This is a genomic window from Moorena sp. SIOASIH (assembly GCF_010671925.1).
GTDB lineage: Bacteria > Cyanobacteriota > Cyanobacteriia > Cyanobacteriales > Coleofasciculaceae > Moorena.
On the sequence record NZ_JAAHIH010000007.1, the window covers coordinates 375,970 to 398,654 of the forward strand.

Consider the following 22,685-nt stretch of genomic DNA (forward strand, 5'->3'; position numbering starts at 1 on the left):
AGCAGGGTCGTAAGGGAGCCTATGTGCCCAAATAAATTTATTCCCACGTAAGTATTTCCGGAATCCTGATTCATCGACTGTAGTTTACATCGAGGAGCGATTCGGCCTTTACTTCAACTATATATAATCGTAGCTGATGAAAGCTAATGAAATTGTGAGACGATATGCAGCAGGAGAAAGGGATTTCCGCAGGGTAAATCTTAGAGGTCAGTCATTCCAAGGGAAAGACCTTTCAGGGGCAGATTTTAGTGAAGCTGATATTAGAGGGGCAAACTTTAAGAATGCTAATCTAACCGGAACTAACTTCTGTAAGGCGAAGGCTGGATTACAACGACCCTGGGCAATTGGTTTCCTCATTGGATCTTTATTGCTGTCAGGAGTAATAGGATGCTGGATCGACAGGGACTTCCGTACATGGCGTAATGCTAGAGAAGCTGTCATGAAGTGCCAAAGTACCTGAAACCCGTTTATACAGGGAACTAACCGGCCTACCGGCTAAGAAGAAGTTTGCTATCCATGCATGTATAAAGGGTGCGCTTGTAGGTAGGCGAATGAATAGCATTAACGACTGGGTGTATGCTATCAAGAGGCTCAAGAAAAATGTGCCCAACAGCGAGGAAATAGAGTCCACGGAGAAAACTCCTGAACCACCCTCTGAAGAATCTCCCAAACCACCTTCTAAGTCCATGGCTAGCAGACTGAAAGAATTAAAGCAAAAGTTCACCGAATTAACCGGGGTCCCAGCTAATAAGAGATCAGCTTTACTCGTCTGCTAGGAAGGCTCACTTGAGGGCAGGCGGATGATGAGCATCGTAGACTGGGAACACGCGATCTCGCACATCAAAAAGAGGTTGGTTGATGTGGACGAACCTACTCCTGTGGCAAGTCAACCCGAGCCGGAACAAGCAGCTACAGAAGAGTCCGAAATCAGGGTTGCATCTACTTACGAATTAATTTGCACTCAACCCGAGTACATTGCTGAAGCGATCGCAGAGGCTGAAATCAAAGTCGGAAATTACATGAAATTAATAAAAGTGTTCCATCCGGATAGCAGCAAACTTCCTAAGGATAAAGCTGAGTCAGTTTCCAAGATACTAAATAACGTAAGAGATAAATTGGAACAACAAGGTTATGACTTATTATCAGGACAACCACTCTCAAAAGAAGAGCAGATCGAAGATATCTTCAGAGACAACCCCTCTGACTATGGAGATTCTGGGGAATTCTAATGTCAAACTGTCAGAGGAAGAGCTGACGGATCGTATTGATTCATATTATGAATTGTTTCCCAAGGATTTTCAAGATGCGTTAGATTCGAGGCGTCATTACAGAGTAAAAGACGATCGCAGGTTTAGTCTCGTAAGCGAAAGAGAATTCGATGAGGTAATAAATTCAGTCAATCCTGCCTCCAAGCCAGGAACCATAGTCGTCGAATACAAAAAAGACTGGCTAACGATAGATGACATAAATGAATGTATAGTTACTCGTGGTTACATCGAACTAGCAGAAAAACATTTAGATGATTTTACTTTATTTATTTTTGTTTCCAAAGGGGCTTCTATAGAAGTAAAAAATGTGGCAAAGAGACTCAGTGAAAGATGTGGAGTATAAATCAAACTGTACTCATATTTTGAATACCTGAAAGGTATAGCAAAGAATTATGCTAAGTGGTCTGTCGATCGCCATTCCGAACCAGACGTAGTGAAACTCATCTATGATATTTATTCGTTCTATAGATATTCTGATCAATGGTATATGTCTGTTATGTCTACCGTAAGAGACTCAAGGAAAAATTCGAGATCCGAAGATTTTAACAGTTCTTCGAGTGAGGCAGCTAGGAGAAAGTCCCTCAAGGAAGTAAGACAGCGATTCACTCAATTAACTGGTTTGCTCGCTAAGAAACGGTTCGCGCTCAAAGTCTGCAAAAAAGGATCTATAGATGACTTGCGGATGATTAGTATAGCAGACTGGGAACATGCGATAGCTAACATCGACCAGAAATTATTAGATATCGAGCGATATACCTAAAACAGCCCCTGCAAGAAAACTAGAAAGATAGTTGACAATCAAAATTATTGTAGGTTATATTAGTTGTATAAAGCGATCGCGCCAACTTACCCAGGAACGCGATCACTAACTGAAAGACTTCAACGTATATTTAGTCTTGGAGGCTTAGCATCCTTTCTTTTTCTGCCTCCCGATTGCTACTCCCGATAACGAGTAACGAAACTACTAACCTGACCAGCGGAAAACGCGATCGCAGCCCGACGCCAGTAACTAGGGAATTTATAAAAAGTTTTATATTAGTATCGCTTATAATACAATTAGTACCTTTAGTGGACAAAAAATTAAGCGCAAGGGAATCCAAGAATATGTGGGTAGAGTTAAAGAAGTAAAACGGACTTTTTATCGACATAGTGACTTTTATATTGGATTATATGGTTACAACTGGCTTAATTTTTACTCCGAAGTTTGTGAGCTTATTTATAAATTAATGAAGTGATCCCGGAATAAACTCCCATTTTATCAGCGAGGTCTCAAAGCTATGACCTTGATTATGTCTGCTTTCTAGCTACTATTGTCACCCCGCCAGCCTAAAAAGACAACAAAAAAACCACTGAATAATTAGTGGAGACTGCTCAGTAACTTTTTCCCTTGTCAACCAAGTAGGTACTTTGATTTTAGCGAAAACTATACCTTTCTAATTTGTTAAAAAGGGATCGCTTTCCCTGATTGGCGTTCCAGTTACCTGTCATAAGACATGTACCAGGAAACATCCGTTTTAGCCCTCAAGGACGTACCTCTTGAGTGGCAACTAGCCAACCTTCGTTCCCTCTCTTTCTCCCACATTAAATAAGCTACGCCAGGACGTCTTGGGTTGTTAGTTCCCTTTAGTTCTTCTACATCAAAAAACTCGTTTTGTTTTATTATGTTCAATACCTTAAGTTCCCTGACTAAGGTTGCCCGGTCTAGTACTTGCTTGTCGGTTCCCGTGCCTTTTTTGTCAATCCTTTCTATCTCGTCTACACATCGGTGGATTTCGGATTGAATTTCGATTTGGAAAGCTAGGGCTTTTCTGTAAGTCAACATATTATTTTTTTTGGTAATTAAGAGAAACAAGGCAACCGTTGCTTTACATTTTGCGGTTGTCTTATTTCTCTCTACAGGTACTTTAAAAAGGAGTCCGGAAGTTTGACAAATATTTTAGATATCTCTTTTGGCTCTTCTAAAGAGCTTGAGGGAGAGTTCAAGGATATAGCTAGGTTCCGGAACTTTCAGTTTTTTTTAGTGGGGGGTAACCAAAATCATGATTGCCCCCAGTGGAACCCAGGGCTGTTTCAAAGTCTGACTAAACTTCATGGGTGAGGGCTTGAAAGCCCCTTATGCTAAGCAAATCGTCGTTTTTTTCTACTATTGGGTTTAATTTTAGAAAAACAGGCGCGAAACTTTGGCCACTCGGGAGGTTCAGGAAATCAAAAAATTGAGAATGAAACAGCCCTGCTCATAAAGGGCTGTGCGACCAATGCCATATCGGCTCTGTGAATCTTTGATGGGAAACTTGTCTATTTCCTGATTCATAACCATTGACCGGATGTCCACCGGATGTCCACCGAATGTCCACTGAACATTTTACTATGTAGAGGAAATAGGGGAAATCCTGTGTACTTCATTAGACTAGAAACCACTATACTTGTACTAAGGTATATCTTTGGGTATATCTTTAAGTTCTTTTAGGTATATCTTTAAGTTCTTTTATTAGTTTCATTTCGGCGGTTTTAGGATTAAAATTTTCAGAAAATATGGTAGGGCAAGGATATCTTAGATAAAGTTTTTGGCAAGTAGCTTTCAATGTGCTTTTATCTGTATAAATTGCCTTTTAAAAATTAGCCTCCTGTGAATTATCATTCTGTCAATTAGCTCCCAAAAAATTTCTCCTAAAATTGATAATGTTGTTTTGCTTTTTTCTAATTAATTTGTGTCAGTTTTTTTCTGGGAGATCTGGTTTTCTGTGGGCTGTGTCGCGGTGACAACACAGTTGTTTTTTTTCTTTGGAATTAGATGGCAAAAGAGGCTGAGGTTGAGTTACTCAGAAGTTGACCAAGAAAAGAAGTGGATTTTAGTTTTGGTTTTAAAGACAAATTCAACGATGTTCCAATCGCTGTAAAGCGAATATTGCTCTGTAGCATCTTTGAAGTCAAAATTGAAACAATTCACTTCGCTTACACCTCTAAGTCCATTGTGAAGCTCCTCAAGGGTTATTTTTTTGATATTGGAGTTTTCGATGTGTTCATTTCTCTCGTCTTTTGATTCATTGTCCCAGTACAGTGTGTGGATTGCTGCATTGTAAAAAACTTCAACGGAAGTATATCTGCTGGAGTCCTCTTCGAGATATTTGATTTCCTGATTACCTAGTTCAATGTAGATTTCGACTTTATTCATAATATCGTTATACGTTTGCTGTAAGTTTGTCGGCTTTCTCAGTACAGGACAAAAGGTTTGAAAAGTTGACTTGGGTGGGGTTTAATCCTTAAGAAAGCTCTCCAACCCCATCCACTTTTGACAAAGGTGGACCTGTGTGGAATACTAGGGATTGCCAAAGTGATTTTCATACAAGCATTTGCCAGTAGCTTTTTGGTAGACATTGAGAGTGAAGTTCATCTCAGGAAAATCTACCCATTCGATATGGTACATATTCTTGTCGTCCTGCCAGGAAAAATGCTCAGTGAAAGTGATGAAACCGTCTTGGCTGTTGTCGATAGTGTCTTGATGGTTTGGTCGTCCCAGGACAATGTCCCCGATAACTCCCCAAGTTTGAGTGGCTCGTGACTCCCGAATGATCAAGTAGTCGAAGGTACTTTTGCCATCGGCCTCGTCTACTAGGGCGTACTCAATGGTCAAATCACTGGAAGATTGCGTTATAGGCTTAATAAAAGCCAGGTGAGGGGTTGGAACTTGGCTGTTTTGGTTCAAGTACTCTTGCTCGTAATCCCAGGTGCTCTGAGCCTCAGCAGCGCCAGCAGAGAGGACAGTCAAACCAATGAGGGGAGCGGTGAGTTTGTTGGAGAAAATCATAATGTATGTCTGATTGAGTTTCCTCCTACTACTTACTGCTGTGATTTACTGTGGTCAGAAAAAATAATCACAGGGCTAAAAGTTTTTCAGGGCAAGGGCTCACCTTTCAAGGGTATGTTTTTTACAAAGACGTCAGGTGTAGGGTGTGGGGCGTGGGGTGTGGGGTGTGGGGGTACAGACAAGCGATGCATCGCTTGTTCGTTGTTTTTCTTTTCCTCTCCCTCTGGCTTGTCCTATGTTTTACCCAAAGGTAAAAAACCTACCCCTGTGAGCAAGGGCTCACCGGGTGACAACAAAGCTCAAACCTAATAGCGTTTATCATAACTATGAGGTACACATTGTTTTGACTTATTCACTATTATCTGCTCCCTGCTCCCTGCTCCCTGTTCCCTGTTCCCTGTTCCCTAAAACCCATAAATTTGTACCTCATGAGTTTTAGAATTGCTATAATACCCACAATACTTTTGAGGGATGTGAGATGGCATTGAACTCTTCTACTTCCAGTTCGCCCAATACAGATAATTGGCAAACATCCTTGCATAAAGAAGAATTCTACACTTGGCATAATTACCGTTGTGCCTATGAAGTCTATACCCCAACAGATGAAAGTGCTAAGACGAAAACTCCTCTACTATTAGTCCATCCTATTGGTGTTGGACTATCACGCTTTTTTTGGCATCGCTTTTGCCAGGAGTGGTTGAACACTGGCGATGGTCATCTAATTTATAATCCCGACTTGCTAGGATGTGGCGAAAGCGAAATGCCCCTTCTTGCTTACTACCCTATTGATTGGGCTGACCAGTTACAATATTTTTTAACAACTGTAGTCAAAAAACCGGTGATTCTGCTAGTGCAAGGGGCTTTATTACCTGTGGCACTTACCTTGATCCAAAAGCAAACTGAACCAAATTATATTCAAGGGTTAGTACTCTCAGGTCCTCCGTCTTGGTCTCTGATTACAGCAGAAACTCAATACTGGCAGCAGCGAGTTGCTTGGAATCTCCTCGAATCTCCTTTAGGTAGTGCCTTCTTTCGTTATGCTCGTCGCCGTCAATTCCTGCAAAAGTTTTCGGAAAATCAACTGTTTGCTGAGAGTTCTACAGTAGATAACGAATGGTTAGATAATCTCCAAAAGGGAGCAATTAATCCAGCTAGCCGCTACGCAGTTTTTTCTTTTTTGGCTGGCTTTTGGCGACAAAACTATCAACAGGCGATCGCTAATACGTCTCAACCTACCCTAGTAGTAGTAGGAGAGCAAGCTTCAAGTATTAGTAAGGTGGGTAAATCTGAAACACCAGAATACCGACTAGCTCAGTATATCAAGCATCTTCCTCAAGGTGAAGGTGGTAAAATTCCTGGTCGTAATGTTTTGCCTTATGAGTCAACCTATGAGTTTGTAAAAGTTGTCCGAGATGCTATTTCTAGGTTTGAGTAGTAGTATAAATGCAAAGGTAAGCATTCAGCCGTCAGCCGTCAGCCGTCAGCCGTCAGCCATTCGTGTAGCGTCGCCTTTGGCCTTGGATCACGCTACTTGAGATGCTTATTTTATTCAAAAGCACCGATTGCACTACTTGAGGTGCTGCGCGAACAGTAGCATCATCTGTAGCCCATAAGCTGATAGCTGATAGCTGATAGCTGAATGCTTACATGCAAAGTAACTGCACCGATTAACCCAGGACGTGCAGTTACTGGATGTCCAACTAGTATTAGACGTTTACGAATGTTAATCAACAAAGACCAGTGCATCGCACCCATTTGGATGCGATCACTTGTTTCACATTCTCAATAGTATCAAAGGTAGAAGAGCAAATGCTTACTGCTGATTGTATCATTCAGATGTCTGGATATCGCCTAGGTCAGGACGAGAAAGAGTTTTTCTTTCGTGATTTACCATTCATTTACCAAGAAGTGAAAGGAGAGTTTCCCGTTCACTCTGGGATGGGGGATGATAAATACCATCGCTCTCAAAAGCAGCGAAAGAAGATCAAGAAAGCAAGGAAGAAAGGGAAAAAGCGGCGGGCTGCTGTTCTAGCTAACCTATATGATGTAGATTTTTTTGACGCTTACCGCGATCAATTGTTCGGAATGATTGGAGTACTAGAAGAGCGAACACTACTAGCGGCCATACCCTTAGAAGAGTTGAGCGAAGACGAAGAGCAAGCAATAGATATCCTTACTGACAAGGAGGAAGAATTATCAGATAGGTATGATGAGTTTCGCAATGCTATTGTACTCACCGCATGGGAGTGATCAACTTAATCGTTGATTTGGCAATAGACCCCTTTCATCTATCCGGAAGGGTTTTGCGATCGCTTTTATAGGATTTATGAGGTACGCTTCTCAACCTCAAAGTCCCAGGGCAAACGCATCTAAATTCTATAAGTCTTACTCAGAAAAGATTTCTAGCTTAATAAGCAAAAATACTTATTTTGTGAATCTCATATCCAGTAAGCATTTCAAAATAAGATGCGTTTACCCTGCCAAAAGTAATGTATAATAAGTTAGGTACAGGTTGAAAAACCGTTCGCGTAGCGTGGCCTTTGGCCTTGGCTCAACCGGGAGAGAAACCCGCAATTGATTGACCTTAAAACAATAATGCCTAGAGGGTAGGGAAAATCCTCTTTAAAAACCCAATCATCAATTAACAGTTGGTGTGTGAACCCAGAAAAATCACGCTTTGCGAAAAAAACGGTACGGTGGGGCACACCGAAACCAAGTGAAAAGGAAGAGAAACAGACTTTTTAAGGCACTTCCTATTAAGTAACTAAACGCCTAAAGAGAGCTTCCCTCTGGGTCTGTCGTGAATTGACTAGGAACTTGGTCTTGACGGGTTTTTGGTTTAAGTATTGTCCTATTTTTGGCGGCGTCAAAGATAGGAACACGGCGGTTTAAGGCGGCTCGCTGATCTAGGAATCCCCGCTCTTTCAAGACGGGGAGTGTCAAAGGTCTATTGTTGTACTAGTATGATTAACTAGAGACAAATAGGAAACAAACAATGAGCAACATCTACGTATTTCATCAGGGGCGAGGAGATAGTGGCTGGCTTTGGTATAACGTTTTTGATGGCAATGAGTGGCTTGGAGATGAAAAAGTTCCTAAAACTGGGATGACAGGAGATCCATCAGCAGTAGTATACAATGACCTTTTATATGTCTTCCACCAAGGACGGGGAGATAGTGGCTGGCTCTGGTATAACGTTTTTGATGGCAATGAGTGGGCTGGAGATCAAGAAATTGGTAATACTGGCATAAGTGCTGGCCCATCAGCAGTAGTATACAATGACCTTCTCTATGTATTCCACCAAGGACGGGGAGATAGTGGCTGGCTCTGGTATAACGTTTTTGATGGCAATGAGTGGGCTGGGGATCAAAAAGTTCCTAACACCGGAATTAGTTCTAGTCCATCAGCAGTAGTATACAATGACCTCCTCTATGTGTTCCACCAAGGACGGGGGGATAGTGGCTGGCTGTGGTATAACGTTTTTGATGGCAATGAGTGGGCTGGAGATCAAGAGGTACGGGGCACAGGTTTAACCGATGATCCAGATGCATTAGTCTACAACGGTCAAGTATACGTGTTTCACGAGGGCAGAGGTGATAACGGTTGGCTCTGGTGCAATGTCTTCGATGGCGATGAGTGGGCTGGAGATCAAAAGATACATAAAACTGGGATAACTGCTGGCCCATCAGCAGTCGTATATAACGACGAAATTCACCTGTTACATCAAGGGCGAGATGACAGTGGATGGATGTGGTGTAATGTGTTTAATGGTTCTGAATGGGTTGGAGACAAAAAAGTCCCCAAGACTGGTATTTCTGAAGGACCAAGTGCAGTGCTTTACTAAGTGATTTGGCGTTGCTGAATCAAGATAAGAATTAAGAATTAAGAATTAAGAATTAAGAATTAAGAATTAAGAATTGGGAATTGGGAATTTAGAATGCGCGAATTGGGAATGCGCGAATTGGGAATTCTGACTTCTGCCTTCTGCCTTCTACATTCTGGCTTCTGTCTTAACCATTCACCATTCAGCCTTCTACATTCTTAATTCTACATTCTTAATTCTACATTCTCCATTCTACATTCTCCATTCTCCATTCTAAATTCTAAATTCTGTCCTCCTTACAGTCGGATTAGGATTTGCTCTCGCTCCGTGATGGGATAGGGACACAAATTTTCCTGCTTCGGTTCCCTCTGTTGTCCAAGCTGTTCAAGACGCTCCATTGTGCTACGCACACGCTACGCGAACGCTTCACAATAATCGATGGAATGATGAACGAATCGTGTCTTTGCCATTATGATAGAGTTACCTAAACTGTGGTTTGGGAGAGAGCCGCGCTTTGCGTTCGCGTAGCGGAGGCCTTTGGCCACGCTAAAAGCGAACGGCTTTGCCGAAACGCTTCATCGCGTAGCGTCTCTGTAGGAGAATCGCAGCCATCAAAAAGACAGATCCAACCACCGGACTAGTCATTACAAAAAAAAAGACCCATTATCGGGTCTAGAAACAATATAGTTGGAAGTGCATCGGACTATTGAACTTCCAAAAAATATTTGTGAACAACTTCTATTTTTAGTTTTTCTCCATAAATGAAGAGCAACTACCAAATAGGTGAAGCTGACAATCACAAACTAGAATGATTAGAAACCAGAATCAAAGAAATTAGGATTATCGATTTGACTAGCCTGAACTCCAACTAGAACTGCTAAAAGGTCACCGTTGCTAGCTATTTCAGCTCCTTGGCTAGTATCAGAGAAATCCAAGCTCCCAAAATCTAAGCCTGGGCCTAGAACAAATTTAGCTTGACTAAGATCAAAGTTATAGATAGTATCATACCCATCCCCTGTAGTTAAAACGACACGAGCAGCACCGGTTCCTAAAAAGACTTGGTCTAGACCGTCGCCACTAGAAACAAAATCATCTCCACCATTACCAAAAATAATATCATCGCCATCGCCACTATTACCAAAAACAATATCATCGCTATTGCCACCAAATAACCCATCACTGCCTGAAGAGCCTATTAAAGTGTCATTTCCACCAAAACCCTGAATCTGATCATCACCACCGTTGCCATTTAGTACATCATCACCACCATTACCAGCAATTTTATCAGCCTGGGAACCACCATTTATTACATCATCACCATTCCCACCATCCAAGAGGTCATTGCCACCGTTGCCATTAAGCTGGTTATTACCAGACCCTCCAAACACCGATAGAACTTCGCTATCAGAGCTACCATTAATTTGGTTATTGCCATCACCACCTTGAAGAATATCACCACTAGTATTACTACCATTGCCATTAATTTGGTCATCACCATCCCCACCTAAGACTTGATCAAAACCAGAGCCACCATTGATTTGATCATTGCCAGCAAGACCCTCGATAGTATCATTTCCACCGTTACCATTAATCTGGTCATCACCAGGAGTACCCTGAATAAAATCATCCCCTGGTGTTCCATTGATTATATTAGTCATGTTTATCTTCCTTGATAGTAAATACTACCCTTGATAGCTAAAAAAATTATCTCAAATTAAATCCTGATCATAGAAAATCATTAATTTTTCCTATTAACCAGGCAGTATTGACTATAAAATTGCCTAAAAATATACACAAGTTAACAAAATAGTTGACTCTCAAAGCATTTGTCAGTTAACCTAATAATATCCGGACAATTATACTTTAATGAGAGAAAAATTCCAACTATTAGTGGTCAGATAGCGTTACTGACTCCGATCATTTTCAACTTATCGGGCAAAGGCAGCACTACCATAAACATGCCTTTGCCCTAGAATTAACGATCGCCCCTAACATCAAGGGTAATCTCAGCAGTGATCACCCGGTCCGTCTGGGAAACAATCTTAACCCGTCTAACCCGACCAGCATAGGGCGATCGCGTAGCGTCTCCCTAGGAGAATCGCACAATACTCAACTCCGCCAGCTCCTTGTTTACCTCCTAAGACATCCTCTCAATTCAATAACTAGTCAGATAATTAGTTTCGTGTGAAGATTCTTAAACCTCACAAACGGCTCAATTTTCAGCGAGGACAAAACGCTCTATCCGTTATCCAGAGTGCTTTGTAGCCTTTTTGTAACCCCTTGAGGGCAAAAACAAAACAGCTGAATTGTTACGATTTGTAATTGAATCACATAATTGCACAAAATCTGCACAGAGGATTTGCTTGAATAGTTTTGGTCCGAAAGCCGCTGCATCCCTGACTTAGAAGTTAGGGGTCAGTTTCCTTGAGTTACCTTGTGTCTCTGAGAGAGGCTACAAAATTCTTAACAACAAGGCTCAACGGAATTGAAGCTACGGGAGTAATTCAAGGCTGCTGATTGATTCATTACTCTGCTGTTTGGCAGAGTAGGGCAGGCAGTCTATTACTATCCAGTTTTGGATTTATACAAGTCAAGATGTAAGGAGAGACTTTAATGTTAGATGCATTTGCACGAGTGGTTGCCCAAGCTGATACCCGAGGTGTATATCTCAGTAACGATCAATTCGATTCCCTCAGGAGCATGGTTGCTGAAAGCAATAAGCGCATGGATGTGGTCAACCGACTCACAAGCAATGCCTCTGCAATTGTAGCCAATGCTGCCCGTAGTCTGTTTGCAGAGCAGCCCCAATTGATCCAGCCTGGTGGCAATGCTTACACTGGCCGTCGCATGGCTGCTTGCTTGCGCGATATGGAGATTGTCTTTCGCTATGTAACCTATGCCACCTTCGCTGGTGACGGCAGTGTTTTAGATGATCGCTGCCTTAATGGCCTGCGGGAAACCTATGTAGCACTGGGAGTTCCTGGAGGTTCTGTAGCTGAAGGTATCAATAAGATGAAGGACGCTGCGATCGCCATTGCCAATGACAGAACTGGCATTACTCCTGGTGACTGTAGCTCTCTAATGTCTGAGTTAAGTGGTTATTTTGATCGAGCTGCTGCTGCTGTTGGCTAGTTTCACCAAACCCTAGGACAGCCATCTGCTCGTTCAATTCTTCAGTAGCATTCGTTTACGAAAAATTTGCAAAACTTTTTTTTGAGAGGTAGATTACATTATGAAAACTCCCCTAACTGAAGCAGTAGCTACCGCTGACTCCCAAGGCCGCTTTCTGAGCAGTGCCGAAATTCAGAGTGCGTTCGGTCGTTTTCGCCAAGCTACTGCAAGTTTGGAAGCTGCTCAAAGGTTAACCAGTAAAGCTGAGAGTCTAGTTAATGGTGCAGCCCAAGCAGTTTACCAAAAGTTCCCCTATACCACGCAAATGCAAGGAGCGAACTACGCTTCGACCCCTGAAGGGAAGGCAAAATGCGCCCGTGATATCGGTTACTACCTGCGCATGGTGACCTATTGTTTGGTGACTGGGAGTACAGGACCGATGGATGAGTACCTGATCTCAGGAATCGCCGAAATCAACCGCACGTTTGAACTTTCTCCGAGCTGGTATGTCGAAGCTCTCAAGTACATCAAGGCGAACCATGGTCTAAGTGGCGACCCTGCCGTTGAGGCAAATTCCTATCTCGATTACACAATTAACGCTCTTAGCTAGAGTTTTTCGAGTTGCCCGGAACTCCAGGTGGCTGTTGATAGTCGATTAACGGTTTTCTGAAGTTCCGGGCAATGTTTTTTAGAAAAGAAATTTAGGAGACTAATATGGTAAGTCCAACAACAGCGAGCCTGTTAGGCATCGCACCTTTTGCGGATTCTCCTCGAATGGAGCTGCGCTCCTACTCTACAGAAGATGAAGTGCAAGCAGTAATTACAACTGCCTATCGACAGGTCTTTGGCAACGCTCATGTCATGGATTGCGAGCGTTTGACCAATGCAGAGTCTCGATTGCGCCAAGGTCAGATTACGGTACGAGATTTTATCCGGGCACTGGCTCTGTCAGAACTATACCAGGAAAAGTTCTTAAACTCCACACCCCAAGTAAGGTTTATTGAGTTGAACTATAAGCATTTTCTGGGTCGAGCCCCTTATGATGAGTCGGAAATTGCCTATCATGTCGATCTTTTCAATCAAAAAGGTTACAAGGCGGAGATAAATTCTTACATCGACTCACAGGAATATCAAGAAAATTTTGGTAACTCGATTGTGCCGAGTTACCGTGGGTTCGAGAGCCCACAGGGTCAGAAAGTTGTGGGCTTTAGTCGCATGTTCCAGCTCTATAGGGGTTACGCCAATAGCGATCACGCCCAAGGCAATGGCAATCCCTCTCACTTAACTTATGAGCTGGCTCGTAACACCGCAACTCCTATCCGAACCCAAACCAAGGGACAGGTAGTTATCGGCACAAATGCAGGTAGCCAAAGGCAGCTCTACCGCTTGCGAGTTTCTCAAGGGGTGACAAGAGGTGGTCCTCAAATCCGGCGCACAATTAGCGAGTATCTGGTGCCTTACGATCAGTTATCTTATACTTTGCGGCAGCTTGGCAAGCAAGGTGATCGAATAACAAGTATTACGCCAGCCTAAGGCAACTGAAATCTCACCACTATCAAGCAGTATTAAAAATTAGGAGAATAACAAGTGGCAATTACCACAGCAGCATCCTGGCTGGGAACCTCCGCCTTTAGCAATGCCAACCCCATTGAACTGCGCCCCAACTGGAGCCAAGACGATGCTAAGGCTGTTATCCAGGCTGTTTACCGACAAGTACTCGGAAACGACCATCTCATGGCTTCTGAGCGTCTCACCAGTGCTGAGTCTTTACTCTGCCAAGGCTACCTGACTGTAAGGGATTTTGTGCGGGCTGTCGCCAAGTCAGAAGTCTACAAGTCGAAATTCTTCTACAGCAACTTTCATCCGAGAGTAATTGAGTTAAACTTCAAGCACCTACTCGGTCGGGCTCCCTATGATGAGTCTGAAATCATCTATCATCTCGATATCTATCAAAACCAGGGGTTTGAGGCAGATATCGACTCCTACATAAACTCCCTTGAGTATGAGCAGAACTTTGGCACCTCCATCGTACCCTACTATCGAGGCTTTTCCAATCAACTGGGACAAAAAACCGTCGGCTTTACCCGCATGTTTCAGCTCTATCGTGGTTACGCCAACAGCGATCGCGCTCAGGGCAAGGGCGGTCGTCCTAGTTTAACCTATGAGCTGGCTCGCAATATGGCAAACCCAGTGCGAACCCCAAATGGCGGACAAGCACTCACCGGCACAACTGCAAACATTCAGGGACAGTTCTATCGACTCCGAGTAACTCAAGCAGCTATGGGACGTGCCCCTCAGATCAGGCGCAGCATCAGTGAATATGTCGTGCCCTACGAACGGCTATCTTCCACCCTGCAAAAACTAAACAAGGGCGGTTGTCAAGTCATGAGTATTACCCGTGCCTGAAGTTTCTAGAACATCTAAATGTCGAGTCCTATAGGAGTAGAGTAAGTGGCAATTACAACAGCAGCATCCCGCTTAGGCACCTCTGCCTTTAGCAATAGCAACCCCATTGAACTGCGCCCCAACTGGAGCCAAGATGATGCCAAAGCCGTCATTCAAGCTGTTTACCGACAAGTACTCGGTAACGACTACATCATGGCTTATGAGCGCCTCACCGGTTTAGAATCCCTGCTCTGCAATGGCTCTCTCACGGTGCGGGAGTTTGTGCGAGCTGTAGCTAAGTCGGAGCTATACAAGTCGAAATTTCTGTACAACAGCTTCCAAACTCGGGTGATTGAGTTAAACTTGAAGCACTTGCTAGGTCGAGCTCCCTATGATGAGTCTGAGGTAATTTACCACCTTGACCTCTACCAAAACAAGGGCTTTGAAGCAGATATTGATTCCTACATCGATTCTGCTGAATACGATGAAAACTTTGGTGACTTCATCGTGCCTTATTATCGAGGCTTCTCAACTCAAACCGGACAAAAGGTTGTGGGCTTTACTCGCATGTTCCGCCTTTACCGAGGCTATGCCAATAGCGATCGCGCACAAGTTGAAGGTAAAGCGTCTCGCCTTGCTAGTGAACTTGCTCTTAATAGTGTTTCAGCAGTGGTTGGTCCCTCAGGCGGTAGTGAAGGTTGGGCGTACCGAGCCTCTGAAAAAGGTGTTACGCCCAATAAAACCTTCCGAAGTCCAGCAAGAGAAGGTCGTATCTATCGGTTGGAAGTCTCAGGAATGAACTTGCCTAGATATCCCAAAGTGCGCCGCGTTAGCAAAGAGCTTCTGGTTCCTTATGAGAAGCTATCGGATACGCTCCAGCAAATTAACAAAATGGGAGGTAAAGTCGCTAGTATCACACTTGCTTAGATCACATTTGCTCTAAAAATATAAGTTCAGGAGTTGATCTAATCTGAGGTAGCTATTAGGAGGTATCGGAAACATGCTGGGTGAATCTTTAATTGTTGACAGTTCTAATTCACCATCAGAAAGTCGTACCTTTGTCTATGAGGTAACAGGGTTGTGGCATAAGGAAGAAAACACTAAAAACAGTTACCCTTTACCCAAGAGTAGCAGTATCTTTATTCAGGTTCCCTACAGCCAAATGAATGAAGAGATGCAGCGCATTACTCGTATGGGAGGAAAAATCGTCAGCATTCGTCCGGTTATGCCAACAACATAGTAACAACACTACCAAATGTCTTGAAGTTGGGACAAGGTGCTAGGTATTAGGTAAGCATTCAGCCGTCAGCTGTCAGCCGTGAGCTTTTAGCTCACGCTACGCGAACAGCTTATTTTATTTAAAAGCACCGATCTAGTAGCGTGCCCGTAGCCCATAAGTTGATAAATGATAGCTAATAGCTGTTCGCGTAGCGTGCGCGTAGCGCTTAAGCTAATAGCTGTTCGCGTAGCGTGCGCGTAGCGCTTAAGCTGATAGCTGATAGCTGAATGCTTACGGTATTAGATATTAGGGGACTTTTAATAAGATGTTAAGTATTATGATTTAGGTTTGAGATTTTTCATACCCAAAACCTGCAACCTAACACCTAACACCTAACACCTAACACTTTCTCACCACAAAAATTTTCCGGCTTAAGAGGTTGTCTGAGAAGTCCCATTTGCTACATCCAAGCCCCCTAAATCCCCCAATTTTGGGGGACTTTTAGAAGCAAATTGACTCTTCCCTCAAAGTTGGAGGGCTAGGGTGGCAAAATTCAGTATCAAAAAACTTTTCATATATCCTCTAAGTTGATACCCAAAAAACCTTATTTAAAACCTTAATATAAGATGCTAAAAACTCTTCAACCCTCTCTAAGAGAAAACCAGCATACTCTCATTCGCAAACTTGCAAACTGTATTGAAGACCACTGGCAACATTACTTATCTCTGTCTCCCTACACTATACCAGAGGATCTCGGTTACGTGGAGGGAAACTTAGAAGGGGAGAAACTATTAATTGAAAATCGCTGTTATCAGACTCCCCAGTTTCGCAAATTACACCTAGAGTTAGCAAAGGTAAGTCATCGCCTTGATATTCTCCACTGTGTTATGTTCCCCCACTCCAACTACAACTTGCCAATTTTCGGAGTTGATCTTGTGGGAGGAAAAAGGGTAATTAGTGCGGCTATTGTTGATCTGTCTCCCGTTACCACTGAGCGCATCTTACCGATATCTTATCGTAGTGTTTTAGCAAAACTACCTAAAATTAAGTTTTCTCAACACCGCGATTTACCTAAGTGGGGAGATATTTTTTCGGAATTTTGTATATTTGTGCGTCCTGCCGATGCTCAAGAAGAAGCGGCTTTCCTTGAGCAAGTTAAGCATTTTTTGACTCTGCATTGTCAAATTGCGACCGCCATGATGCCGATTTCTTCTCCTTACCAAGAAGCTGAAATTCTGGCAGGACAACGCTACTACTGTACTCAGCAGCAGCATAATGACAAGACTCGAAGAATCTTAGAACAGTCTTTTGGTCAGCAATGGGCACAACGATATATAACTACAATGCTGTTTGATTCCCCTTGATTGGGTTTGGAGCTTAGGGAAATCTTCAAGTGAAATTTCACGGGCAATAGAAGTCTTAAAGTTAACTTTTGTAAATTTTTAATAAAGTTTGATTACTTTAGATTACAGTAAAGTAGTTAACATTTGGCGTAGTCATGCAGTCTGCTGAGAAACCTCAAAGGCTTGAATCTCTTCTCAAAGCTGGATTCGAGCGCTCCTTTGAAGCAATTGCTATCGTTGGTGACAACGGTCAGTTCATAGAGGTGAACCCTGCTGTCTGTGATTTATTTGGTTTAGCAAGGGAGGAATTGATTAATCACTCCATTATTAATTTTTTTAAACTAGACCTCAATTGTGAACAAGCATGGCACCTCTTTTGGGAAAGAGGGCAAGAAATTGGGGAAGTTCAACTCCTCTGCCCAAATGGCACCACACGAGCAGTGGAGTATACATCAGTTATAGACTTGTCACCTGGTAATCACTTGTTGATTTTGCGGGACATTACCAAGCGCCGACAAGCAGCAAAAGAGGAACTCCAACGCCAACATCAGCGGGTAGAGTTATTCTCTGAAGTAACTCTCAAAATTCGCCAATCTTTGCAACTCAAAGAAATTCTACAAACTGCTGTTACAGAGGTGCAAAGAATTCTTCAGGCTGATCGAGTACTGATTTACCAAGTTTTTGCCAATGGAACAGGTAAAATCATTAGCGAAGCGACCTTACCGACATATCCGGCAATTCTCGACGTTGAGTTTCCCGAAGAAGTCTTTCCTGCAGAGTACCGAGAACTCTATGGTCAAGGTCGCACCCAAGCTTACGCTGATGTTCACAGCCCTGATGCCGCTGTGGCTGAGTGCTTAGTTGAGTTTCTGGATGAATGGCATGTCAAAGCCAAACTGGTTGTGCCGATCTTACAAAGCCTAAACTCCTACACAAACAGCCAAAATCGCCGAGTTAAACCCCAGAATAAACTTTGGGGTTTGCTGATCGCCCATCAGTGTCAGGCTCCTCGACTATGGAGTGAGTTTGAGGTTGAACTGATGCAACAGTTGGCAGACCAAATCGGCATTGCCCTGTCCCAAGCTCAACTGCTGGAAAATCTGGAAGAGATGGTTGCAGAACGGACAGCCGAGTTGATGAAAGTAAACAGCAATCTGCAACAGGAAATCAATGATCGCCTTCAGGCAGAAGAAGCTTTGCGTCGTTCTGAAGAACAACTCCGCCTCATCACTAATGCACTGCCTGTTTTAATTGCCTACATTGACAAGGAACAGCGCTATCGCTTCAACAATCAAGCCTACAAAACCTGGTTGGGACTTTCCCCTTTAGAGGTGTCTGGATCTCACCTTCAGAAAGTCCATGGGAAGAAAGTCTATCAGCAGATTCGGGTGCATGTGGAGGCTGCTTTGTCAGGTCGGACAGTCACCTACGAACATGAAATGACCCTCAAAGATAGACGCACTCACTCCGTCAGCGTTACCTACATCCCTCATCTCAGCGAGGAGGAGGGTTTAGTCAAAGGTTTTTTTGCCTTAACAAGTGATATTAGCGATCGCAAAGCCATAGAACGGATGAAGGACGAGTTCATTTCAGTGGTCAGTCACGAACTCCGCACCCCTCTGGCCTCAATTCACGGTTCCCTGAAAATCCTGGCCACGGGAAAACTCGGTAAGCTCTCTGCCAAAGGACAGCGAATGCTGGAAATTGCCGACGAACAAACTGATCGCCTGGTGCGCTTAGTCAATAATGTCTTAGACCTACAGCGCATTGAGTCAGGTAAGGTGAATATGGACAAAAAAGCCTGCAATGCAGCTGACTTGATCAAAAAAGCAGTCCAGGCTATGCAAACAATGGCTACTGAACATGGGGTTAAGTTGGCAACCAAGTCCACCTCTTTCTCTGTTTGGGCTGACCCCGACTATATTGTCCAAACCTTGACTAATTTACTAAGCAACGCAATTAAGTTTTCACCTGCCAATAGCACAGTTTGGCTCTCTGCAATAACAGATAACGAGGTTAATAGAACCAAAAAGCAGAAACAGCTGGGATGCTCCACAACTGCCTATGTCACATTTCAAGTCAAAGATCAGGGACAAGGCATCCCCAATAGCCAGCTCGAAAGTATCTTCGAGCGCTTCGAGCAAGTGGACTCATCTGATTCCCGTAAGAAAGGTGGAACAGGTCTGGGGCTAACCATTTGCCGCAAAATTATCCAGCAACACGGGGGCAAAATTTGGGCAGAGAGTTCCCTAGGTAAAGGCAGTACTTTTTATTTTACCCTACCCGCTTTAAAACAGCAAGAAGAAGATAACCATGAGTACTAAATGCATCTTGCTAATTGACGATGAAGAAACTATCCAGGAAGTGGTGCAAGTCGGTCTGGAACTTGAAACAGATTGGGAGGTACTAACCGCTTCTTCAGGCTTGGAAGGTATTGCTATGGCTAAAACTAAACTGCCAGACGCAATCTTACTTGATGTAATGATGCCAGATATGGATGGAATCGCAACCTTTTCGAAGTTAAAAGCAAATTCTAAAACCCAGTCAATTCCCGTTATTTTTTTGACGGCCAAGACTCAGATAGCAGAGCAACACCCATTTAAAAAAATCGGGATTGCTGGTGTTATTATCAAACCCTTTAATTCTATAACTTTGGCTATTCAAATAGCAGAAATGTTGGAATGGAAGGTGTGATTTATTACTGTTGATCGTTTGTAGTTGTACACATGAGACTATTACTAGTGGAGGATGATGAGTCTTTAATTGATTTACTCAAAAACAGCCTTCCCAAGCAAAATTATGTGATTGATGCTGTCACTGACGGTGAACAGGGATGGGCCTATGGGTCAACTTATACCTACGACCTGATTGTACTGGACTTGTTGCTGCCAAAGGTTGACGGAATTAGTCTTTGTCAGCGTTTCCGCGCCAGTGGTTATCACATGCCTATCCTTTTACTAACATCATGCCATGCTAGTGTAGACAAGATTAGGGGGCTAGATGCTGGTGCCGATGACTATATAACTAAGCCTTTTGATCTTGAAGAACTAGCAGCTCGCATGCGAGCTCTATTGCGTCGAGTAAACTCAAACTCTCTGCCTGTACTGAGTTGGGGTAGCTTGCAACTAGACCCGCGCAGCTGTAAAGTAACCTACGACACTCAGTTGCTCTCATTAACCGCCAAGGAATATGGGCTACTAGAGTTATTCCTGCGCCACAGCCATCATGTTTTTAGTACTGACGAAATTATAGACAATTTGTGGTCCTCGAAAGAATTTCCAGCGGAAGCAACAGTTAGATCTCATCTAAGAAAGCTACGCCAGAAATTAAGAATTGCTGGTGCTCCGGAAGATCTGATTGAAACAGTACATGGACTGGGATATAGACTAAAGTTGCAGCCAGACAATGCTGATTCTAAACCTACTACTGTAATCCAAGAAGAGATTACCGCCAATAAGCACTCAAAACACCTCAAAGCGATCGCTGCAGCTTGGGAAAAGTACCGGGAAAAGAGCCGTAATCAATTGGCTATCTTAGAGCAAGTCCCTAGGGTTTTCTCAGAAGGGTCTCTGAGTTCTTCCCATCAAGAACAAGGGAGGTTGGCAGCTCATAGTTTAGCTGGAAACTTGGGTATTTTTGGTTTCTCAGAAGGGTCGCGCTTAGCCCGGGAACTTGAAGGGATCTTGCAAGGGGATACTGATTTGGGTGCTGAACAAATCTTCCACTTTCAGGTACTTTTAACCGCTCTGCGCGATGAACTAACCTAGGAAAATATAACTAGGCAACAGAATTGGCTAATCGCATTCTTAACCGCCTTGAAAGAGTGCGACTTCAGGCAGGAACTTATCCTTAGAGGTTGTCCGAGAAGTCTCATTTGCTACATCCAAGCCCCCGTTGGTCCCCCAGGGCTGTTTCAAAGTGCGGCTAAAATTTGATTGGTGGGGAGGTGGGGAGATAGGGAGATAGGGAGATAGGGAGATAGGGAGAATTTTTATTAATAAAAAGGTATTTTTAACCTGAAAAAAAAACTCTCCCCAGCACCCCAGCTCCCTTTCACCCGATTGAATTGACAATTTATTCCTGAAAATGAAACAGCCCTGCCCTAAATCCCCCGAGCGAGCAATCCCTCGCTCGGGGGATTTTTAGAAGCAAATTGACTCTTGTTCCACCGGTGCGCTTGACCCGTAATTAAATTCGCCACGGGTCGCACCGCAAAGTTGGGGGACTAGGGCGTGTTTTCAAAGTTTTCCGCAAGATTATGATCCCCCCCAGCCCCCCTTAAAAAAGGGGGGAGCCATACTCAAGGCGTTGCTGATTATGGGTATGGTTTTGCCCCCCTAGCCCCCCAATTTTGGGGGGAATAAGACGTTCAAAGTCCCCCAAAGTTGGGGGATTTAGGGGGCTTTAACAAAACCAGATGATCGCGAATTCATTCCTTAATTCAGCAACGCCATACTCAAAGTCCCCCTTTTTTAAGGGGGATTTAGGGGGATCTCCGAGGCAAGAAAACACGCCCTAGGGGGGCAAAATTCAGTATCAAAAAACTTGGGAGATATCCTCTCAATTCTTAATTCACAATTCTGTCCTCCTTCAAACACAATCGATCCAATAATTCCCTCGGAATAGTTTCAAAATCTTCCAACAAAAAATCCATAATCGCCAGATGGCGCAAGTGACCAGCAGTGGGAGGGGAACAGCGACGACTGGTGTTAAACCAGCCATTAACAGTGTGAGCAGAACAGGAGCAGATTAAAGCTATATCTTCTTGGGTTACGTCCCATTTTTGGTAAAACCGTTGGGGTGTCATGCCCAATTGGTAGTAACTATACAGTCGGATTAGGATTTGCTCTCGTTCCGTGATCGGATAGGGATAGGAATTTTCCTGCTTCGGTTCCCTCTGTTGTCCAAGCTGCTCAAGACGCTCCATCGCTTCACGATAATCGATGGGGTGATGAAAGGATTGTTTTTTTGGCATGATAGAGTTACCTAAACTGTGGTTTGGGAGAGAGCCGCGCTTGTTCCCAGTCAAGCAAGAAGCGCGGCTCTTTTCGCCATGATTATATTATAAATAGTGGCTATAGTTTTTGTCAAGTGGAATATCAAAAAAATCTGGATAAATTTTAAAAATTTTAATAAATAGTTAAAATTAAATAGTTAAACTGGTAACAGTTTTAACTAATAGCAACATAAGGATAGTTTAAGACATAGTATTTTGGTTTAAAGGGAGCAGGGAGCAGAAAAAAAATATGTCTTATATCATGTCCGGTTGAATACTTATCACTGTTAGCTGATGACAGCATCGGTACCCTCGTAGTAAAACAGATGCGATCGCTCAAGCGCGGAAGCTTCGCTTCCGGAGCGTAGCGTGGCCTATGGCCAATCGCTCAAGCGCGGAAGCTGACGCCGTAGGCCACGCTTTGCGTTCGCGTAGCGTCGGCTTTGCCGAAACGCTTCCGGAGCGTAGCGTGACCAAAGGGCGATCGCACTGCACTAATGCATCGATAGATGCGCCCGCCACTATGTTGAAGGTAGAGGGACGGGCGAGTAGGCGTAATGCTAGAGAAGCTGTCAGGAAGAGCGGGAGCAGGTCAATTTTGTAAGAACACTTGAACTACAAACCCTTGAACTATAGTGTTTTCGGGGCTTCAGTAGCAGTTATCAGTATTGTAGTACATTTGTTCTGCGAATTTGATATGTTTCTTGAACAACCAACGTCATGGTTTTCCTGAAG

General features: G+C 43.5%; 24 protein-coding genes. 19 read left to right on the forward strand and 5 right to left on the reverse strand.

Annotation, left to right across the window (positions count from 1 at the left end):
• Positions 1 to 136: 136 nt before the first annotated feature.
• The 4 genes from F6J90_RS37745 (at position 137) to F6J90_RS37760 (ending at position 2,028) form a co-directional block, all read left to right on the forward strand.
• Positions 137 to 460, forward strand: a complete 324-nt coding sequence (locus F6J90_RS37745) for a pentapeptide repeat-containing protein (protein ID WP_293106308.1) — start codon at positions 137 to 139, stop codon at positions 458 to 460.
• Between the two features lie 340 nt (positions 461 to 800).
• Positions 801 to 1,229 (forward strand): hypothetical protein, encoded by a 429-nt coding sequence (locus F6J90_RS37750; protein ID WP_293106311.1) that lies wholly within the window; start codon positions 801 to 803, stop codon positions 1,227 to 1,229.
• Positions 1,207 to 1,611 carry a hypothetical protein gene (locus F6J90_RS37755; protein WP_293106314.1) on the forward strand — a complete coding sequence of 135 codons (405 nt, stop codon included), beginning with the start codon at positions 1,207 to 1,209 and terminating at the stop codon, positions 1,609 to 1,611. The genes F6J90_RS37750 and F6J90_RS37755 overlap by 23 nt, the downstream gene beginning before the upstream one ends.
• A gap of 153 nt (positions 1,612 to 1,764) precedes the next feature.
• On the forward strand, positions 1,765 to 2,028 hold the full coding sequence (locus tag F6J90_RS37760; protein WP_293106317.1) for a hypothetical protein: 264 nt from the start codon (positions 1,765 to 1,767) through the stop codon (positions 2,026 to 2,028).
• A gap of 717 nt (positions 2,029 to 2,745) precedes the next feature.
• On the opposite strand, the gene F6J90_RS37765 is transcribed toward F6J90_RS37760, so the two are convergent.
• From F6J90_RS37765 to F6J90_RS37775, 3 genes are all read right to left on the reverse strand, one after another.
• A complete protein-coding gene (locus F6J90_RS37765; protein WP_293106320.1) occupies positions 2,746 to 3,120 on the reverse strand; it encodes a hypothetical protein in 375 nt (124 codons plus the stop codon).
• 963 nt (positions 3,121 to 4,083) lie between these two features.
• The gene (locus tag F6J90_RS37770) at positions 4,084 to 4,440 is read right to left on the reverse strand and encodes a hypothetical protein (protein WP_293106323.1); all 357 of its coding nucleotides are present in this window, start codon (positions 4,438 to 4,440) and stop codon (positions 4,084 to 4,086) included.
• Between the two features lie 144 nt (positions 4,441 to 4,584).
• On the reverse strand, positions 4,585 to 5,073 hold the full coding sequence (locus tag F6J90_RS37775; RefSeq protein WP_293106325.1) for a hypothetical protein: 489 nt from the start codon (positions 5,071 to 5,073) through the stop codon (positions 4,585 to 4,587).
• A 478-nt stretch (positions 5,074 to 5,551) separates the two neighbouring features.
• On the opposite strand from F6J90_RS37775, the gene F6J90_RS37780 reads away from it, so the two are divergent.
• The 4 genes from F6J90_RS37780 (at position 5,552) to F6J90_RS37795 (ending at position 8,917) form a co-directional block, all read left to right on the forward strand.
• Positions 5,552 to 6,508, forward strand: a complete 957-nt coding sequence (locus F6J90_RS37780; RefSeq protein ID WP_293106328.1) for an alpha/beta hydrolase — start codon at positions 5,552 to 5,554, stop codon at positions 6,506 to 6,508.
• Positions 6,486 to 6,608, forward strand: a complete 123-nt coding sequence (locus F6J90_RS37785; RefSeq protein WP_293106330.1) for a hypothetical protein — start codon at positions 6,486 to 6,488, stop codon at positions 6,606 to 6,608. Before F6J90_RS37780 ends, F6J90_RS37785 begins: the two co-directional genes overlap by 23 nt.
• Before the next feature lie 205 nt (positions 6,609 to 6,813).
• Positions 6,814 to 7,323, forward strand: coding sequence for a hypothetical protein (locus F6J90_RS37790; protein ID WP_293106333.1), 510 nt, complete (start codon positions 6,814 to 6,816; stop codon positions 7,321 to 7,323).
• Between the two features lie 745 nt (positions 7,324 to 8,068).
• Positions 8,069 to 8,917, forward strand: a complete 849-nt coding sequence (locus F6J90_RS37795; RefSeq protein WP_293106336.1) for a hypothetical protein — start codon at positions 8,069 to 8,071, stop codon at positions 8,915 to 8,917.
• A 791-nt stretch (positions 8,918 to 9,708) separates the two neighbouring features.
• Here the strand turns inward: F6J90_RS37795 and F6J90_RS37800 are convergent.
• Complete coding sequence (locus tag F6J90_RS37800; protein WP_293106338.1) at positions 9,709 to 10,554, reverse strand: calcium-binding protein; 846 nt, start codon at positions 10,552 to 10,554, stop codon at positions 9,709 to 9,711.
• Between the two features lie 955 nt (positions 10,555 to 11,509).
• On the opposite strand from F6J90_RS37800, the gene F6J90_RS37805 reads away from it, so the two are divergent.
• The 10 genes from F6J90_RS37805 to F6J90_RS37850 all read left to right on the forward strand — a co-directional run bounded on the left by F6J90_RS37805 (position 11,510) and on the right by F6J90_RS37850 (position 20,721).
• Positions 11,510 to 12,028 (forward strand): phycocyanin subunit beta, encoded by a 519-nt coding sequence (locus F6J90_RS37805; RefSeq protein WP_293106341.1) that lies wholly within the window; start codon positions 11,510 to 11,512, stop codon positions 12,026 to 12,028.
• A gap of 100 nt (positions 12,029 to 12,128) precedes the next feature.
• Positions 12,129 to 12,617, forward strand: a complete 489-nt coding sequence (cpcA, locus tag F6J90_RS37810) for a phycocyanin subunit alpha (RefSeq protein ID WP_293106344.1) — start codon at positions 12,129 to 12,131, stop codon at positions 12,615 to 12,617.
• A 104-nt stretch (positions 12,618 to 12,721) separates the two neighbouring features.
• A complete protein-coding gene (locus F6J90_RS37815) occupies positions 12,722 to 13,540 on the forward strand; it encodes a phycobilisome linker polypeptide (RefSeq protein WP_293106347.1) in 819 nt (272 codons plus the stop codon).
• A 54-nt stretch (positions 13,541 to 13,594) separates the two neighbouring features.
• Positions 13,595 to 14,413 carry a phycobilisome linker polypeptide gene (locus F6J90_RS37820; RefSeq protein WP_293106350.1) on the forward strand — a complete coding sequence of 273 codons (819 nt, stop codon included), beginning with the start codon at positions 13,595 to 13,597 and terminating at the stop codon, positions 14,411 to 14,413.
• A gap of 45 nt (positions 14,414 to 14,458) precedes the next feature.
• Positions 14,459 to 15,319 carry a phycobilisome linker polypeptide gene (locus F6J90_RS37825; protein WP_293066934.1) on the forward strand — a complete coding sequence of 287 codons (861 nt, stop codon included), beginning with the start codon at positions 14,459 to 14,461 and terminating at the stop codon, positions 15,317 to 15,319.
• A 73-nt stretch (positions 15,320 to 15,392) separates the two neighbouring features.
• On the forward strand, positions 15,393 to 15,632 hold the full coding sequence (locus F6J90_RS37830; RefSeq protein WP_293106353.1) for a phycobilisome linker polypeptide: 240 nt from the start codon (positions 15,393 to 15,395) through the stop codon (positions 15,630 to 15,632).
• A 605-nt stretch (positions 15,633 to 16,237) separates the two neighbouring features.
• Entirely contained in the window at positions 16,238 to 16,975 is a 738-nt protein-coding gene (locus F6J90_RS37835; RefSeq protein ID WP_293106356.1) for a phycocyanobilin:ferredoxin oxidoreductase, read from the forward strand.
• A 134-nt stretch (positions 16,976 to 17,109) separates the two neighbouring features.
• Positions 17,110 to 19,278 (forward strand): ATP-binding protein, encoded by a 2,169-nt coding sequence (locus F6J90_RS37840; RefSeq protein ID WP_293106359.1) that lies wholly within the window; start codon positions 17,110 to 17,112, stop codon positions 19,276 to 19,278.
• On the forward strand, positions 19,268 to 19,648 hold the full coding sequence (locus F6J90_RS37845; protein WP_293106362.1) for a response regulator: 381 nt from the start codon (positions 19,268 to 19,270) through the stop codon (positions 19,646 to 19,648). The genes F6J90_RS37840 and F6J90_RS37845 overlap by 11 nt, the downstream gene beginning before the upstream one ends.
• Positions 19,649 to 19,680: 32 nt before the next feature.
• Entirely contained in the window at positions 19,681 to 20,721 is a 1,041-nt protein-coding gene (locus tag F6J90_RS37850) for a response regulator (protein ID WP_293106365.1), read from the forward strand.
• Between the two features lie 800 nt (positions 20,722 to 21,521).
• Here the strand turns inward: F6J90_RS37850 and F6J90_RS37855 are convergent.
• A complete protein-coding gene (locus F6J90_RS37855; protein ID WP_293106368.1) occupies positions 21,522 to 21,929 on the reverse strand; it encodes a hypothetical protein in 408 nt (135 codons plus the stop codon).
• A 397-nt stretch (positions 21,930 to 22,326) separates the two neighbouring features.
• Between F6J90_RS37855 and F6J90_RS37860 the strand changes: the two genes are divergently transcribed.
• Positions 22,327 to 22,554, forward strand: a complete 228-nt coding sequence (locus F6J90_RS37860) for a hypothetical protein (protein WP_293106371.1) — start codon at positions 22,327 to 22,329, stop codon at positions 22,552 to 22,554.
• Positions 22,555 to 22,685 lie beyond the last annotated feature (131 nt).